This window comes from Sphingomonas sp. SKA58 (assembly GCF_000153545.1).
GTDB lineage: Bacteria > Pseudomonadota > Alphaproteobacteria > Sphingomonadales > Sphingomonadaceae > Sphingobium > Sphingobium soli.
In genome coordinates this window covers 40,690-55,635 of sequence record NZ_CH959306.1, presented here as the reverse complement: position 1 = coordinate 55,635, position 14,946 = coordinate 40,690, and the positions used below count along the sequence as shown (strand labels likewise).

Sequence of the window (14,946 nt, the reverse complement as noted above, 5' to 3'; positions counted from 1 at the left end):
TAGTGTGATATAGGGGCCATTCCAAAGAGGGAATGGAGTCCTGCCATGTCGTCCGCGCTTCTCGATACCGTCCGCAATCTGGTCACCGAAGGCGGCATGTCCCGTTCCGGCCTTGCCCGGGCCGCCGGTCTGCACGCCAATTCCCTGCGAAAGCTGGGCGAAGCCGACTGGAATCCCACGGCCGACACGCTGGGCAAGCTCGAAGCCTATCTGATGAAGCGCGAAGGCGGCACCGCGCTCGCCAGCCCCGAGGAAATCATCAACGAAGCGCGCAACGGCCGCATGTTCATCTTGGTCGATGACGAGGATCGGGAAAATGAAGGCGACCTCGTCATTCCCGCGCAGATGGCGACGCCCGATGCGATCAATTTCATGGCGACTCATGGGCGCGGGCTCATCTGCCTCGCCATGACGCGCGACCGGGTCGAACATTTCGGCCTGGAACTGATGAGCCGCAACAACGGCACCCGGCATGAAACCGCCTTCACCGTATCGATCGAGGCGCGCGAGGGAGTCACCACCGGCATCAGCGCCGCCGACCGTGCCCGCACCATCTCCGTCGCGATCGACGGGTCGAAAGGGCGCACCGACATCGTGACGCCGGGCCATGTCTTCCCGCTGGTCGCCAAGGATGGCGGCGTGCTCGTGCGCACCGGTCATACCGAAGCGGCGGTCGATGTGGCCCGGCTCGCCGGTCTCAACCCGTCCGGCGTCATCTGCGAGGTGATGAAGGATGACGGGACCATGGCGCGGCTGGACGACCTCATCCCCTTCGCGCGCAAGCACAGGATGAAAATCGGCACCATTCGCGATCTCATCGCCTATCGCCGCCGCCACGACCATATGGTCGAACGCCGCGCCGAAACCAGCTTCACCAGCAAATGGGGCGGCGAATGGAAAGCGATCAGCTTCTACAATCGCGCGACCCGCACCGAACAGATGGTGCTGCAAAAGGGCCATGTCCTGCCCGACCAGCCGACCCTGGTGCGCATGCACCAGCTGTCGCTGATGGACGATATCTATGGCGCGCAAGGCAAACGCAACGACCTGCTCGCTCGTTCGATGGAGCTCATCGGTCACGAAGGATCGGGCCTGGTCGTCCTGCTGACCGGTTCGGACGAAGGCGATTTCTTGTCAAAGTCGATCCTGCGCTATGCGGCCAAGGGCGCATTGCCCAGCGACATGGACGAATTGCGCAACTATGGCGTGGGCGCGCAGTTGCTCGCGGAACTGGGCGTGCATGACATGGTCCTGCTGACCAACAGCCAGCACAGTCTGGTCGCGCTTGACGGCTATGACCTGGCCGTGGTTGGGCAGCGTTCGATCACAGTGTAAGGATTATCGACATGGCCAAATTCCTGATCGTCGAGGCGCGCTTCTACGACCATCTCAACGACCTGCTGATCGAAGGGGCCAAGGCGGCGCTGGACGAACAGGGGCACCGCTATGAGGTGGTGACAGTGCCTGGCGCGCTTGAGATTCCCGGTGCCGTGGCGATGGCCGCGGAGACCGGCCGCTATGACGGCTTTGTCGCGATCGGCGTCGTGATTCGTGGCGAAACCTATCATTTCGAAGTGGTGTCGAACGAAAGCGCGCGCGGCCTGATGGCGCTCAGCATGGACGGCATCGCCATCGGCAATGGCATTTTGACCGTCGAAAATGAGGAGCAGGCGCTCGTGCGCGCGCGCCCCGATCAGAAGGACAAGGGCGGAGAAGCGGCCAAGGCCGCCATCGCCATGCTGGCCCTGCGCGACCGCTTCGGGGCATAAGCAGGAAAAAAGGGGCTCCGTCGCAGGAGCCCCTCTTCATCTCACGCCACCTTTTCCAGTGCGGGATAGTCGGTGTAGCCCTCCGCCCCCTGGGTGTAGAAGGTCTTGGGGTTCCACTCGTTGAGCGGCGCGTCGATGCGCAGCCGCTCAACCAGGTCGGGATTGGCGATAAAGGGCCGGCCAAAGGCGATGCCGTCCGCCACCCCGCTGTCGATCGCGGCCTGCGCACTGGCCTTCGTATAATCGCTGTTGAGGATCAGCGGCCCCTTGAAATGCTGGCGGATGAGCGGCGACTGGCGCGGCACCTCGCTGCTGCCATAGGTGCCGGTCGGTGTCAGTTCGCGCAGTTCCAGAAACGCGATGCCCAGCGCATCCAGCGCCTGCGCCGCGACCGGGAACAGGCTTGCCGGGTCGCTGTCGTCCGTGCCCTGCGTCTCGCCATTGGGCGACAGGCGCACCGCAGTCCGGTCCGCGCCGATCGCATCGACAACGGTGCCGGTCACTTCCCGCAGCAACCGCACGCGATTGTCCGCGCTGCCGCCATAGTCGTCGCTGCGCTGGTTGACGCCGTCGCGCAGGAATTCATCGATCAGATAGCCGTTCGCCGCATGGATCTGGACGCCGTCGAACCCGGCCGCGATCGCGTTGCGGGCCGTCTGAGCATAGGTGTCAAGCAAATGCGAGATTTCGGAAACCTCCAGCGCGCGAGGCGTGGGATAATCCTTGTTGCCCTCATAGGTATGCGCATGGCCCGGCGCTGCAATCGGGCTGGACGACACGGCATCTTCGCCCGTCACGGCCGGATGCACCAGCCGGCCCATATGCCACAGCTGCGCGACGATGCGACCGCCGGCCTCATGCACGGCGTCAGTGACCGGCTTCCACCCTTCGACCTGCTCCTGACTCCACAAGCCCGGCGCATAGGGCCAGCCCAGCCCTTGCCGCGAAATGCCCGTCGCTTCGCTGATGATGAGGCCGGCCGAGGCGCGCTGGCGATAATAATCGACCATCAGCGGCGTCGGCACATGATCGCGAGTCGCGCGGGCGCGGGTCAGCGGCGCCATCAGAATGCGGTTGGGCGCGGCAATCGCGCCAAGCTGGATAGGATCGAACAGGCTGGTCACTCAAACAATCTCCTTCGTCACATTGGTTTCATATTGAAACCAAGATGGATGCGTCCCGCCACTTGGGGAAGGGATTGCCCCGCTTCAACCCTTGGCGCTGTCTTTTCCTCGAACCCTGGCTAACGAACGGCCCGGCAAATGGTTGTGCGCCGTGCGCGCGCGTCCTAGATTGGCGGCATGAGCGATACCCAGGACCTCACCCTTGACGAGATTCGCGCGCTGCTGGCGCCGGTCCTCCCCCGTCACGCCGCCTTCGATGGCTGGCGGCCACAGGCAGTGGCCATGGCCGCGCAGGAAAAGGGTGTGGACGTCGATATTGCGCAGCTCGCCTTTGCCGATGGCGCGATGGGCATGATCGACGCGTGGTTTGCCAGCATCGACGCGGCCATGCTGGACGCCCTTCCCGCCGAAGGTCTGTCGGCCCTCTCGATCCGCCGCAGGATCATCGCGCTGGTCGAAGCGCGGCTGGCCCTGCTCGCCTCCGACCGGGACGCCTTGCGCCGGGCGCTCGCGATCCTGGCGATGCCGACCCATGTCGTGCAGGCGGGCAAGCTCGGCTGGCGCGCTGCCGACGCGATGTGGCGGGCGGCGGGTGACAGCACCACGGACCTCAACCATTATTCAAAGCGCATGACGCTATCGGCCGTCTACGCCTCTACCCTGCTCGTCTTCGTCAATGACGACAGCGCCGATCATGCCGACAGCCGCGCCTTCCTCGCCCGCCGGGTCGAGGATGTGATGCGCTTTGAAAAGACCAAGGCGAAATTCCGCAACGCGGGCGGTGGCGAGCGGCTCAGCCTCGCCCGCTTCGTGGGTCGCCTGCGTTATCCCGCCATCTGATCGGGTCCCCCAATCGATTATGCTGGCCATCGCGCATCGGTATTGATAGTCACTCGCAAAATCGTTTGATGAGTGTCTCTCCTTGCGCCTGACTGACCTGCCGCTGCGCCAACCCGCTTATGTCGACCTGATCGACTGGACCAGCCTGCCTGCCAGCGACGCCCAGCGGCTGCGGGAATTCGGTCTGTGCGAAGGCGCCAGCGTAGAAGCGCTGCACCATGGCGGCTTGCTCGGCCGCGGGCCGATCGCCTGCCGCGTCGGTCGCATGACCATCGCGATGCGGCGCGCCCATGCCGCCGCCGTCACCGTGCGCACGGGACCGGAGACTCTCGGATCGGAGTTGGGGGCATGAGCGCCCTGCCGCTGGTGGCTCTGGTCGGCAATCCCAATGCCGGCAAGAGCGCGCTGTTCAATGCGCTGACCGGCGCGCGCCAGAAGCTGGGCAATTATCCCGGCGTCACCGTGGAGCGCAAGGCGGGCCGCCTCTCGCTCACCGACGGCCGGCCGCTCGAACTGGTCGACCTGCCCGGAACTTACAGCCTCGACCCCGCCAGTCCCGATGAACAGGTGACGCGCGATGTCGTCATGGGGCGCCAGGCCGGCGAAAAACGGCCCGATGCGCTGGTCATCGTCGTGGATGCCGCCAATCTCGACAATCATCTGCGCTTCGCCCTCGAACTGATCGCGCTGGGCCTGCCGACCATCGTCGCGCTCAACATGGTGGACCTGGCCACCCGCGACGGGCTGGAGCTGGACGCCGACGCCCTGTCCCGCGAATTGGGCGTACCCGTCATCGCCACCGTGGCGGTGCGCAAGCGCGGCCTGGACCATCTGCGCACCGAGATGGAAGGGCTGCTGAACGGCGCGCCCTCCCCCTATCCCGCCCCGGCGTCCGCCCCGCGTGATTTCGAGGCCACGCGTCAGGAAGCGCGGCGCATCGCCCGCGCAGGCGTCATCCGCGAAACCCCATCGCGTCGGTTGACCGCCGCCGTCGATCGTGTCGCGCTACACCCGCTCGCCGGCCTTGCGTTACTGCTTGCACTGCTGTTCGTCATGTTCCAGGCCGTCTATGCTTGGTCCGAAGCGCCCATCGCAATGATCGAGGGTCTGGCCGAAGCCGCCGCCACGCTGGTCCGCGATGCCCTCCCCGACGGTATCCTGCGCTCCTTTCTGGTCGATGGCGTCATCAACGGCGTCGGATCGGTGGTCGTCTTCCTGCCGCAGATCCTGATCCTCTTCTTCTTCATCCTGATGCTCGAAGCGACCGGCTATATGGTCCGCGCCGCCTTCCTGATGGATGGCATCATGGCGAAGGTCGGCCTGTCTGGCCGCGCATTCATCCCGCTTCTGTCTTCCTTCGCCTGCGCCATTCCCGGCATCATGGCGACCCGGACCATTTCCGATCCCAAGGACCGGCTCACCACCATATTGATCGCGCCGCTGATGACCTGTTCGGCGCGGCTACCGGTCTATGCCGTCATCATCGGCGCCTTCATCCCGGCCCGCGACATCGGGTTTGGCATCGGGCTTCAGGGCTTTGTCCTCTTCTGCCTCTATCTGGCGGGGATCGTCGGCGCGATGTTCGTCGCGCTGATACTGCGCCTCACCGTGACCAAGGGCGCGAGCGGCAGCTTCCTCATGGAAATGCCCAAATATCAGTGGCCACGCCCGCAGGACGTCCTGCTTGGCCTGTGGCAACGCGCTGTGATTTTCCTCAAGCGCGCCGGGACGATCATCTTCACCTCTACCGTCATCCTGTGGCTGCTGCTCAGCTTCCCACGCGTGCCCGACGGCGATCCCGCCAGCCAGGTCGATCATTCCATCGCCGGCCGAGTCGCCAGTGGCCTTAATGTCGTTCTGGAGCCGATCGGCTTCAACCGCGACATATCGCTGGCGCTGATCCCGGCCATGGCGGCCCGCGAAGTCGCGGTGTCGGCGCTCGCCACCGTCTATTCGATCGACGCGGGCGATGATGAAGCCGCGCTGGAACAGAGTCTGGGCGACCGGCTGAAGGGGCAATGGCCGCTGCCAACCGCGCTTGCCTTCCTCGCCTGGTTCATCTTCGCGCCGCAATGCATTTCCACCATTGCGGTGACGCGGCGGGAAACCAACGGATGGAAATGGCCGCTGTTCATGGTCGGCTATCTCTTCGCCCTCGCCTATGTCGCGGCGGGCGTGACCTACTGGACCGCCACGGCTTTAGGTCTGGCTTAACGCTTGAAGGGCTGGAGCCGCGCTCTATAACGGCCGATCAATCTATCGGAGGTAACATGGCAGGCTCGGTCAACAAGGTCATTCTGGTCGGCAATCTGGGCGCCGACCCGGAGGTCAAGAGCTTCCAGAATGGCGGCAAGGTGTGCAATCTGCGCATCGCCACGTCCGAAAGCTGGAAGGACCGCATGACCGGGGAGCGCAAGGAGCGCACCGAATGGCACAGCGTCGCGATCTTTTCCGAAGGGCTTGTCGGCGTCGCCGAACGCTTCCTGCGCAAGGGCTCCAAAGTCTATATCGAAGGGCAGCTTCGCACCCGCAAATGGCAGGACCAGTCGGGCAATGACCGGTACACGACCGAAGTCGTGCTCCAGGGCCTCGGCTCTGTGCTCACCATGCTGGACGGCGCACCGGGCGGTGGCGGTCAAGGTGGCGGCTACGCCGGTGGCGGCGGCGGCCGCTCGCAGGGCGTGAGCGACTGGCAGGGCGGATCGGGCGGCTTTGGCGGCGGCGATTATGATGATTTCGGCGGCGCGTCCGGCGGATCGAGCGGTGGCGGCTATGGCGGCGGCAACCGGTCGCAGGGCGGTGGCAATCGCGGCGGCGCGGGCAGCCCCAATTTCGACAATGATCTGGACGACGAAGTCCCGTTCTGATCCGGCGGGGGACCAGCCATGGCGATCTTTGATGATCTGAACGGCAAGCGCGCGCTCGTCACCGGCGCGTCGAGCGGCCTTGGCCGGCATTTCGCGCTGCTGCTGGCGCGCCACGGCGTCGCGGTCACGCTGGCCGCGCGCCGGCCCGACAGGCTGGAGGCCGTGGCAGCCGAGATCGCCGCAACGGGCGCACAGGCCGACTGCGTGCGCATCGACGTGCGCGATCCCGCCTCGGTGAACGCCGCCTTCGACCGGCCGGCCTTTGACATTGTCATCAACAATGCCGGCGTGGCGCAAGGCGGCCCGGCGCTCGCCATGGATGAAGCGAGTTGGGGCGATGTGATCGACACCGACCTGTCCGGCGTCTTCCGCGTCGCGCGCGCGGCCGGACGGGCCATGGTCGCCGCCCAGCAGGGCGGCAGCATCGTCAACACCGCATCGATCCTGGGTCTGCGCGTGTCGACCTATCTTGCCGCCTATTCCGCGGCCAAGGCGGGGGTGGTCCAGCTCAGCCGCGCGCTGGCGCTGGAATGGGCGGGCCAGGGCATCCGCGTAAACGCACTTTGCCCCGGCTATTTCGAAACCGACATCAATCGCGGTTTCCTCGCCAGCAAATCGGGCCAGGCGATGGTGGCGCGCATTCCCCAGCGCCGTGTCGGCCAGTTTGAGGATCTGGACGGCGCCCTGCTGCTGCTCGCCTCGGACGCGGGCCGCTATATGACTGGCACGGAACTTGTGGTCGACGGCGGCCATATGGTGTCGACGCTATAATCGCCTCACACGATTATCTTGACTGATATAATCGACGCGACCGGTGCCATCGCCGCGCCTATATCATCGACATGTCCAGGATCGAACACAGCATCGCCCTTCCCATCCGTCGCATGGTGAACCCCGCCCAGCTGGCATTGGGGAGCGCCATCGCCGTCAGCGGACTGGCCATCCTGCTGCATGGCGCACTGGCGCTCTCCTGAGCCTGCGCGCCCTCTAGCGCGCCAGTTCCTGCTGGGCGAAGGCGCGAATATGGTCCTTCAGATCCTCGCGCTCCAGCGACAGCGCCAGATTGGCTTCGATATAACCCGCCTTTGACCCGCAGTCGAAACGACGCCCTTCGAACGTCACGCCATGGAAGGGCTGGGTGCCGATCATTGATGCCATCGCGTCGGTCAGCTGGATTTCCCCGCCCGCGCCCTTGTCCTGCGTTTCCAGGATCTTCATGACCTCGGGTTGCAGGATATAGCGACCCGGCACGATCAGGTTGGATGGCGCGGTGCCGAGCTTGGGCTTTTCAACCAGCCCCTTGACCTGCGTCAGCATGCCGTCCCGCGCGCCCGGATCGATGACGCCGTAGCTGGGCGTTTCGTCCATCGGGATTTCCAGCGCGCAAACCAGATTGCCGCCGACCTTGTCATAGGCATCGACCATCTGCTTGAGGCACCCATTGCCCTTCGCGCCCTTCATGAATTCGTCGGGCAACAGGATGGCGAAGGGTTCGTCACCGACGATCTCGCGCGCGACCCAGATCGCATGGCCCAGGCCCAGCGGCTCCTGCTGGCGGATGAAGACGGCGTTGCCGGGCATCAGCCGCGTGCCTTCCAGCGCGCCAAGGTCTTTGCCCCGCTCACGCTGGGTGGCCTCGGTTTCATAGGCAATGTCGAAATAATCCTCGATCGCTCCCTTGCCGCGACCGGTGACGAAGATCATCTGCTCAATCCCCGCCTCGCGGGCCTCGTCCACCGCATATTGGATCAGTGGCCGGTCAACGACGGGCAGCAATTCCTTGGGCACGGCCTTGGTGGCCGGCAGGAACCGGGTGCCAAGGCCGGCAACGGGGAAGATGGCTTTGCGAATAGGCTTGTTGGACATGCTGCTCCATTCTCGCTGCAACGCGGAAAGACGTGCCTGACTTCGCGGGCGCGGCCGCAAAGGTCAAGCATTTGCGCACGCCTAACGCATCACACCGCCAGAAGTCTCTGCGCGACCTCCTCCAGAGCGGAAATTTCGCTGTCCAATTGATCCAGGGAAACATGAATTCGGTTATTGCGCGGATCGCGGCAGGCAAAGCCGCCAGCCTCGGGCTGCTGAAATCCCTGGATGATGAGCGCGCGGAACCGGTCGATCCGCTGCATGTCCCGCTCGATCGCCGATATTTCCATAAGCGCGCTGGCGTTGCGCCGGTCGCGCATCGCGACCATGGTGCGCAATTCCGTCATGAGCTTGGACATGCTGGGCCGGGTGCGCGCGCCCACGGTGCGCACATCGCCCATGCCCTCGCGCATCAGCCCGACCTTGGCCTCCAGGCTCTGTTCCAGCATGGTCCAGGCGCAGATCAGCCGCCCGACTGAACAGAGCAGCGCCGCATCCTCCGGCGCATAATCCGAAACCGGTTTCACATTTACGTCAGATACAAGATGCACACCCACGCCCCATAGTCTCCTTTATGAGGCTGAGTCCTGCACCCCGCAAAGGCGCGAGGCCAGTGTCGGGGCGTCATGCTCCTCGCTTCTGCCGCACGGATCACCGGCAGCCGTGCAGGAAGGGCGGCGAATCGTGCGCGTGTCCCAGCTTTCCAAGGATCGCCGGTCGCTCAGAAATCGATGGCAATGCCCTTGCGCTCCCAGTCGCCATAGCGGACCGGGCTCATCGCCTCGTCATGCGGGGTCGGATTGTCGATCGGATCGGGCTCGGGCACCGGCGGGCTTTTCGACAGATGCCTGGGCGGCGTCACATGCGCGGGACGCTTGCCGTTGAAGGTTCCCATGAAGCGGCCTTTCGATTGGGGGCGGGCAATTGCGGGCAGCGCTGATCCACCCCATATTCATCTCTGCCCCACTATCTGGGCGGGCAAGGAGCATTTGGCAAGTGAACGGCATCAAGACGACGATGTTGCTGGCGGCGCTGACGGCGCTGTTCATGGCATTGGGTTACACGTTGGGCGGCAGCGGCGGCGCGGTGATCGCGCTGCTGGTCGCGGCGGGGATGAACCTCTTCACCTTCTGGAACGCCGACAAGATCGTCCTTAAAATGCACAATGCGCGCGAGGTGGACGAACGCAGCGCCCCCGATTTCTACCGGCTGGTGCAGCAGTTGGCGCAGCGGGCCAACCTGCCGATGCCGCGCGTCTATCTGATCGACCAGGACGCGCCCAACGCCTTTGCCACCGGGCGCGATCCCGACCATGCCGCCGTCGCCGCGACCACCGGGTTGCTGGCGATGCTCAGCCGCGACGAAGTGGCGGGCGTGATGGCGCACGAACTGGGCCATGTGAAGAATCGCGACACGCTCATCATGACGATGGTCGCGACCATCGCGGGCGCCATTTCCATGCTGGCGCAGTTCGGCCTCTTCTTTCGCGGCGGCCGTGACGAAGGCCATGGCAATATCCTCGCCACCCTGCTCGCGGTGATCGTCGCGCCCTTTGCCGCGATGATCGTGCAAATGGCGATCAGCCGTACGCGCGAATATGGCGCCGACCGCGCCGGCGCGGAAATCAGCGGCAATCCCCATGCGCTCGCCTCCGCCCTCGCCAAGATTTCCGGCGCTGCGCAGGCGATTCCCAACCCGGTCGTCGCGCGCAACCCTGCCACGGCGCAGCTCTACATCGTACCGACCCACGTCAGCGAACTCTTCTCCACTCACCCCGCGACCGAAAAGCGCATCGCCGCGCTCCACGACATCGCCAGCGACATGGGAGCGGGTGAAGGGACCGCGCCCAGGCCGATCGCCGATTCCCGCGCCTCGGCCCTGTCGCCGATCGCTTCCACCCCTACGCCTCCGCGCCGCCGCAGCGCGCTCGATCCGCACGGGCGCTCCTAAGGGCGATAATCGCCGTTCGTTTCGAGCGCAGTCGAGAAACGCAATCAAGCAGTGCGCTACCCACGTCTCGACGCGCCAGGCGCGAACGGAGGTTGCTTTTACGCGCAATGGGCCTAACCGCCTTCCATGCCCCCTCGTCCGTCTTCCCGTCCGTCCCGCCCCCGTCCCGATGATGTCCCCGGCCTGCCAGCGCGCCGCGCGGCGTTGCGACTGCTGGACGCCGTGCTGCGCCGGGGCGAGCCGCTCGAACTGGCGCTGCACGGCGCGGCGCAGGGATTGCCGCGGGAGGATCGCGCGCTCACCCATGCCATCGCTGCCGAAGTCTTGCGCCATTTGCCCGATCTCGACGCTCTGATCGACGGCGCGACCCGCCAGATCCTGCCCGACGATGCCAAGGCGCGCATGGTGCTGCGCATCGCGCTCGCCCAGACCTTGCGCATGGACACCCCGCCTCATGCCGCGATCGCGACCGCCCTGCCCCTGGTCGATGGCGGCCCGCGCAAGCTGGTCCATGGCGTGTTCGGCACGGTGACGCGCGGTCAGCCCGCGCTGCCCGATCCGCCAACCCTGCCCGCCGAGGTGCTTGCGCGCTGGAGCGATCAGTGGGGCGCGGCGATGCCGCAGGCGGCGGCCCATGCCTATGCCGTCCGCCCGCCGGTGGACGTCACCCTGCGCGACGCGAGCGAGACAGCGAGATGGACAGATGCGCTGGACGGCGCATCCTTCGCGCCCGGCCATGTCCGCCTGCCCACCCATCCCGTTGACGGCAACGGGGCTATCCCCGCGCTGCCCGGTTTTGCCGAGGGCGCCTGGTGGGTTCAGGACATCGCCGCCGCCTGCCCCGCGCGGCTGCTGGGCAAAGGCGATGGCCGCCAGGCGCTTGACCTGTGCGCCGCGCCGGGCGGCAAGACGATGCAAATGGCCGCCGCCGGATGGCGGGTCATTGCCGTGGACCAGTCGAAGAAACGGCTGGAGCGATTGTCCGAAAATCTGGCGCGCACGGGGCTTGCCGCCGACATCGTGGCGGCGGACCTGCGCCAGTGGCAACCGCTCGCGCCAGTGGACGCCATCCTGCTCGACGCCCCCTGTTCGGCAACCGGCATCTATCGTCGCCATCCCGATGTGCTGCACCGCATCGGCTTGCGCCAGATCGCGGACCTTGCCGAATTACAGGCGCAGTTGCTGGCGCGCGCCGCCGACTGGCTGACGCCGGGCGGGCGCCTCGTTTACGCCACCTGTTCGCTGGAACAGGCGGAGGGCGAGGATCAGATCGCCCGCTTCCTTGACGCCCGGCCGGATTTTGCGTTGGACCCGATCGCAACCAGCGAACTGCCCGAAGGAATGGCGCCCGACCCGCAGGGCTGGCTACGCACCCTGCCCGACACGCTCGCCAGCGCGGGCGGCACGGATGGATTCTTCATCGCCCGGCTTGTCAGGCGCGCACACTGAGCATTAACCATGATGGCGTAAGGCTGCGACAGAATCCCTTCCACCAGCCCAAGGTTCATCCATGCGCCCGATCGAGCCATTGCCCCTTCACCATAGCTGGCCTCTCTATGATCTGCGCGCGCATCTTGCCCCGGTGTTGCTGGACTCTCACATTGCCCGCAACGACGCGGCGCTGGCGGAACGCGGGCTGGGCTTGTGGCGATGCGACTTGACCGACAACCGGCTGGAATGGACCGCCGGCGTCTATGACATATTCGGGCTGGAGCGCGATCTCGACGTATCGCGGCCGCTGGCCGTGTCGCTCTATACCCCGGAATCGCGCGAACCCATGGAGCGGCTGCGCGATTATGCGATCCGGCACAAGCGCGGCTTCACGCTCGATGTCGATATCGATCAGGCCGATGGCCAGGGTCGCTGCGCGATGCGGCTGATCGCCGCGCCCGTGCTCGACGACGCGCAACAGGTCGTCGGGCTGCATGGCGTCAAGCAATTGCTGCCTCATGGCGCGCCCGCCTCGCGACGGCTCGATCCGACCATTTTCGTCATGCTCTGACCCGGCCTCCGGCTCCCGGCCTGATCGGCCCGGACGGTCGGGAAAATCGCCGTTGCCTCCCGCACCGCGCGCCACTAAGGCGGGGGGTTAATGACCCATCCCATCCTTATCTCACCCTCGATCCTGTCCGCCGACTTCGCGCGCCTTGGCGAGGAAGTGCGCGCGATCGACGAAGCCGGTTGCGACTGGCTCCATATCGACGTCATGGACGGGCATTTCGTGCCCAACATCACCATCGGTCCTGCCGTGGTGAAGGCGCTGCGCCCGCACAGCCAGAAGCCGTTCGACGTCCATCTGATGATCTCGCCGGTGGACCCGTATCTCGACGCCTTCGTGCAGGCAGGGGCCGATATCATCACCGTCCATCCCGAAGCGGGTCCGCATATCCACCGCACCGTCCAGCATATCAAGTCGCTGGGCGTGAAGGCGGGCGTGGTGCTCAATCCGGGCACCCCGGCAAAGATGCTCGACTATCTGATCGATGATGTCGACCTCATCCTGGTGATGAGCGTCAATCCCGGCTTCGGCGGCCAGAGTTTCATCGAAAATCAACTGCGCAAGATCGAGGCGATCCGCAAGATGATCGACAAGTCGGGGCGCGACATCCGCCTTCAGGTCGATGGCGGCATCGACCTCAATACCGCGCCCAGGGCCATTGCAGCCGGCGCCGACGTGCTGGTGGCCGGCACCGCGACCTTCCGCGGCGGCCAGAGCGCCTATGCCGACAATATCCGTCAATTGCGGGGCGGGTGAGCGACCCGCGACGCCTGTCGGCCCGCTCGGGCCAGGACCTGCCGCCCGAAGAGGGCGCGGACGGCATCGAGCAGGGCAAGCGCCTCATCCGCGTCGCGGATGACAAGGGGCTGTCGCTGACGCAGAAGATTGCGCACCACGTCTATCTGCTCAGCTGGAAAACGCCGATCCACGGTCGCCGGCTGCGGGGCAAATATCCGCTCAAGCTGCTGGCCGTGCCCGATGACGACATTGTCGGCGACGGCCGCGCCGGGGCGGCGATGCGCGCGGGCTATTTCCTGTTTCGCGGGCAGAAATTGCCGATCGACCGGCTGGACTTTGCCCGGCCGGGCGTGGGGCCGGCCTTTTCCGATTATCTGCATGGCTTCCGCTGGCTGCGCGACCTGTCGGTCAGCGCCTCGCGCGAACAGGGCGCGCCGATTGCCGAAGGCGTCATGCGCAAATGGCTGGCCGTCCATGCCGAAACGCCCAGCGAGCCAGCCTGGCGGGCGGACAATGCCGGCTGGCGGCTGCTGTTCTGGACCGCGCACGCGCCGCTCATCCTCTCGTCCAGCGACCTCGTCTATCGCTCGCTGGTGCTCAACTGCATCGCCCGCACCGCCAGGCATCTGGATCGGGGCGCGGACAAGGCGCCGATGGGCCTGCCGCGCATCGTCGCCTGGTGCGCGATCATCGCGGCCGGGCTGCTGATCCCGGGGGGCGAAACCCGCAGGCAATTTGGCGAGGCGGGGCTCAAGCGCGCGATCGACAGTGGCATCCATGCCGATGGCGGCATCGTTTCGCGATCGCCGCTGGCGCAGATGGAGGCGATCATGGCGCTATCCATGCTGCGCGCCGTCTATGACGTGCGCCGGGAAAAGCCGCCGCTCTTTCTTGGCGATGCGCTGTCCCGCACGGTCCCAGCGCTGCTGGGCCTGACCCATGGCGATGGCGGGCTTGGCAACTGGCAGGGGTCTGGCGCCATCGCGCCGCAGATGGTGGACAGCATGGTGCAGGCCAGCCGCGTGCGCACCCGCCCGCTGCGCCAGGCGCGCGACTGGGGCTATCAGCGGATCGCGGCCGGCGCGACCGTCATTCAGGTGGACGCTGCCCCGCCGCCGGTCGCGCGCCTCGCCGACGCGGGGTGCGCCTCGACCGGCGCGATCGAGATCAGCGACGGGCGCCAGCGGCTCATCGTCAATTGCGGCGGCGCAGGGCTGGAGGGTGCGTGGATCACCGCCGATCTGGCGCAGGGGCTGCGCACCACCGCCGCGCACAGCACGCTGGTGCTCAATGACAGCAACTCCACCGCTCTGCTGCCCGGCGGCACGCTGGGCAAGGGCGTGACCGAGGTCGAGCTCAACCGGCAGGAAATGGACAATGGCAGCCGGCTGGAGCTCAGCCATGACGGCTATGTCCGGCGCATGGGCTATGTCCATCGCCGCCTGCTGATGGTGAGCGGCGATGGCCGCGAAGTGCGGGGCGAAGATATGCTGACCCCCGCTGAACGCCGGCGCAAGCCAGGCCGCCAGCCGGTGCAGATCCGCTTCCACCTCGCGCCCGGCGTCGAACCCACGCTGACCGCCGACAATCAGGCCGCCGTGCTGCGCATCGACCAGGGCGCGCTCTGGCAGTTCCGCACCGGCGCGGGCCTGCTCAGCGTCGAGGACAGCCTGTGGGTCGATGGCGACGGCCATCCCCATCCCACCCGCCAGCTGGTCGTCACCGGCGAAGCCCTGCCCGGCGGCTCCAGCATCGGCTGGCTGTTCAAACGGATGGGCTGAACATCCCCGTCT

17 protein-coding genes are annotated in these 14,946 nt (G+C 66.1%); 13 read left to right on the top strand and 4 right to left on the bottom strand.

Annotation, left to right across the window (positions count from 1 at the left end; all coding sequences use genetic code 11):
- Positions 1–45 precede the first annotated feature (45 nt).
- Together ribB and ribH are read left to right on the top strand one after the other, a co-directional pair.
- Entirely contained in the window at positions 46–1,335 is a 1,290-nt protein-coding gene (ribB, locus tag SKA58_RS00680; protein WP_009820403.1) for a 3,4-dihydroxy-2-butanone-4-phosphate synthase, read from the top strand.
- A gap of 11 nt (positions 1,336–1,346) precedes the next feature.
- Positions 1,347–1,769 (top strand): 6,7-dimethyl-8-ribityllumazine synthase, encoded by a 423-nt coding sequence (ribH, locus tag SKA58_RS00675; protein ID WP_009820402.1) that lies wholly within the window; start codon positions 1,347–1,349, stop codon positions 1,767–1,769.
- Between the two features lie 41 nt (positions 1,770–1,810).
- On the opposite strand, the gene SKA58_RS00670 is transcribed toward ribH, so the two are convergent.
- Complete coding sequence (locus tag SKA58_RS00670) at positions 1,811–2,893, bottom strand: alkene reductase (protein ID WP_009820401.1); 1,083 nt, start codon at positions 2,891–2,893, stop codon at positions 1,811–1,813.
- Positions 2,894–3,070: 177 nt separating this feature from the next.
- Between SKA58_RS00670 and SKA58_RS00665 the strand changes: the two genes are divergently transcribed.
- The 6 genes from SKA58_RS00665 to SKA58_RS20450 all read left to right on the top strand — a co-directional run bounded on the left by SKA58_RS00665 (position 3,071) and on the right by SKA58_RS20450 (position 7,574).
- Positions 3,071–3,733, top strand: a complete 663-nt coding sequence (locus SKA58_RS00665) for a COQ9 family protein (protein ID WP_009820400.1) — start codon at positions 3,071–3,073, stop codon at positions 3,731–3,733.
- 82 nt (positions 3,734–3,815) lie between these two features.
- Positions 3,816–4,085, top strand: a complete 270-nt coding sequence (locus SKA58_RS00660; RefSeq protein WP_009820399.1) for a FeoA family protein — start codon at positions 3,816–3,818, stop codon at positions 4,083–4,085.
- Entirely contained in the window at positions 4,082–5,947 is a 1,866-nt protein-coding gene (feoB, locus tag SKA58_RS00655) for a ferrous iron transporter B (RefSeq protein ID WP_009820398.1), read from the top strand. The genes SKA58_RS00660 and feoB overlap by 4 nt, the downstream gene beginning before the upstream one ends.
- Positions 5,948–6,003: 56 nt before the next feature.
- The gene (gene ssb, locus SKA58_RS00650; RefSeq protein WP_009820397.1) at positions 6,004–6,600 is read left to right on the top strand and encodes a single-stranded DNA-binding protein; all 597 of its coding nucleotides are present in this window, start codon (positions 6,004–6,006) and stop codon (positions 6,598–6,600) included.
- Positions 6,601–6,618: 18 nt separating this feature from the next.
- Positions 6,619–7,371 carry an SDR family NAD(P)-dependent oxidoreductase gene (locus tag SKA58_RS00645; protein ID WP_009820396.1) on the top strand — a complete coding sequence of 251 codons (753 nt, stop codon included), beginning with the start codon at positions 6,619–6,621 and terminating at the stop codon, positions 7,369–7,371.
- Between the two features lie 71 nt (positions 7,372–7,442).
- Entirely contained in the window at positions 7,443–7,574 is a 132-nt protein-coding gene (locus SKA58_RS20450; RefSeq protein ID WP_009820395.1) for a hypothetical protein, read from the top strand.
- A 13-nt stretch (positions 7,575–7,587) separates the two neighbouring features.
- On the opposite strand, the gene SKA58_RS00640 is transcribed toward SKA58_RS20450, so the two are convergent.
- The 3 genes from SKA58_RS00640 to SKA58_RS19265 form a co-directional block, all read right to left on the bottom strand.
- The gene (locus tag SKA58_RS00640) at positions 7,588–8,466 is read right to left on the bottom strand and encodes a UTP--glucose-1-phosphate uridylyltransferase (RefSeq protein WP_009820394.1); all 879 of its coding nucleotides are present in this window, start codon (positions 8,464–8,466) and stop codon (positions 7,588–7,590) included.
- An 89-nt stretch (positions 8,467–8,555) separates the two neighbouring features.
- Positions 8,556–9,017 (bottom strand): hypothetical protein, encoded by a 462-nt coding sequence (locus tag SKA58_RS00635; protein WP_009820393.1) that lies wholly within the window; start codon positions 9,015–9,017, stop codon positions 8,556–8,558.
- Between the two features lie 170 nt (positions 9,018–9,187).
- Entirely contained in the window at positions 9,188–9,361 is a 174-nt protein-coding gene (locus SKA58_RS19265; protein WP_009820392.1) for a DUF1674 domain-containing protein, read from the bottom strand.
- Between the two features lie 101 nt (positions 9,362–9,462).
- On the opposite strand from SKA58_RS19265, the gene htpX reads away from it, so the two are divergent.
- The 5 genes from htpX to SKA58_RS00610 all read left to right on the top strand — a co-directional run bounded on the left by htpX (position 9,463) and on the right by SKA58_RS00610 (position 14,934).
- Positions 9,463–10,416, top strand: a complete 954-nt coding sequence (gene htpX / locus SKA58_RS00630; protein WP_009820391.1) for a zinc metalloprotease HtpX — start codon at positions 9,463–9,465, stop codon at positions 10,414–10,416.
- Positions 10,417–10,542: 126 nt separating this feature from the next.
- The gene (locus tag SKA58_RS00625; protein ID WP_037541953.1) at positions 10,543–11,865 is read left to right on the top strand and encodes an RsmB/NOP family class I SAM-dependent RNA methyltransferase; all 1,323 of its coding nucleotides are present in this window, start codon (positions 10,543–10,545) and stop codon (positions 11,863–11,865) included.
- Positions 11,866–11,926: 61 nt separating this feature from the next.
- Entirely contained in the window at positions 11,927–12,418 is a 492-nt protein-coding gene (locus tag SKA58_RS00620; RefSeq protein WP_009820389.1) for a hypothetical protein, read from the top strand.
- A gap of 90 nt (positions 12,419–12,508) precedes the next feature.
- A complete protein-coding gene (gene rpe, locus SKA58_RS00615) occupies positions 12,509–13,171 on the top strand; it encodes a ribulose-phosphate 3-epimerase (RefSeq protein WP_009820388.1) in 663 nt (220 codons plus the stop codon).
- A complete protein-coding gene (locus SKA58_RS00610; RefSeq protein WP_009820387.1) occupies positions 13,168–14,934 on the top strand; it encodes a heparinase II/III family protein in 1,767 nt (588 codons plus the stop codon). The genes rpe and SKA58_RS00610 overlap by 4 nt, the downstream gene beginning before the upstream one ends.
- The last annotated feature ends 12 nt before the right edge of the window (positions 14,935–14,946 follow it).

Excerpts from the sequence above, each read along its gene's own strand:
- SKA58_RS00640 (WP_009820394.1), bottom strand. The coding sequence starts at position 8,466 with ATGTCCAACAAGCCTATTCGCAAAGCCATCTTCCCCGTTGCCGGCCTT.
- SKA58_RS00620 (WP_009820389.1), top strand. The coding sequence starts at position 11,927 with ATGCGCCCGATCGAGCCATTGCCCCTTCACCATAGCTGGCCTCTCTAT.
- SKA58_RS00645 (WP_009820396.1), top strand. The coding sequence starts at position 6,619 with ATGGCGATCTTTGATGATCTGAACGGCAAGCGCGCGCTCGTCACCGGC.
- rpe (WP_009820388.1), top strand. The coding sequence starts at position 12,509 with ATGACCCATCCCATCCTTATCTCACCCTCGATCCTGTCCGCCGACTTC.
- SKA58_RS00625 (WP_037541953.1), top strand. The coding sequence starts at position 10,543 with ATGCCCCCTCGTCCGTCTTCCCGTCCGTCCCGCCCCCGTCCCGATGAT.
- ribH (WP_009820402.1), top strand. The coding sequence starts at position 1,347 with ATGGCCAAATTCCTGATCGTCGAGGCGCGCTTCTACGACCATCTCAAC.
- ribB (WP_009820403.1), top strand. The coding sequence starts at position 46 with ATGTCGTCCGCGCTTCTCGATACCGTCCGCAATCTGGTCACCGAAGGC.
- SKA58_RS19265 (WP_009820392.1), bottom strand. The coding sequence starts at position 9,361 with ATGGGAACCTTCAACGGCAAGCGTCCCGCGCATGTGACGCCGCCCAGG.
- SKA58_RS20450 (WP_009820395.1), top strand. The coding sequence starts at position 7,443 with ATGTCCAGGATCGAACACAGCATCGCCCTTCCCATCCGTCGCATGGTG.
- ssb (WP_009820397.1), top strand. The coding sequence starts at position 6,004 with ATGGCAGGCTCGGTCAACAAGGTCATTCTGGTCGGCAATCTGGGCGCC.
- feoB (WP_009820398.1), top strand. The coding sequence starts at position 4,082 with ATGAGCGCCCTGCCGCTGGTGGCTCTGGTCGGCAATCCCAATGCCGGC.
- SKA58_RS00665 (WP_009820400.1), top strand. The coding sequence starts at position 3,071 with ATGAGCGATACCCAGGACCTCACCCTTGACGAGATTCGCGCGCTGCTG.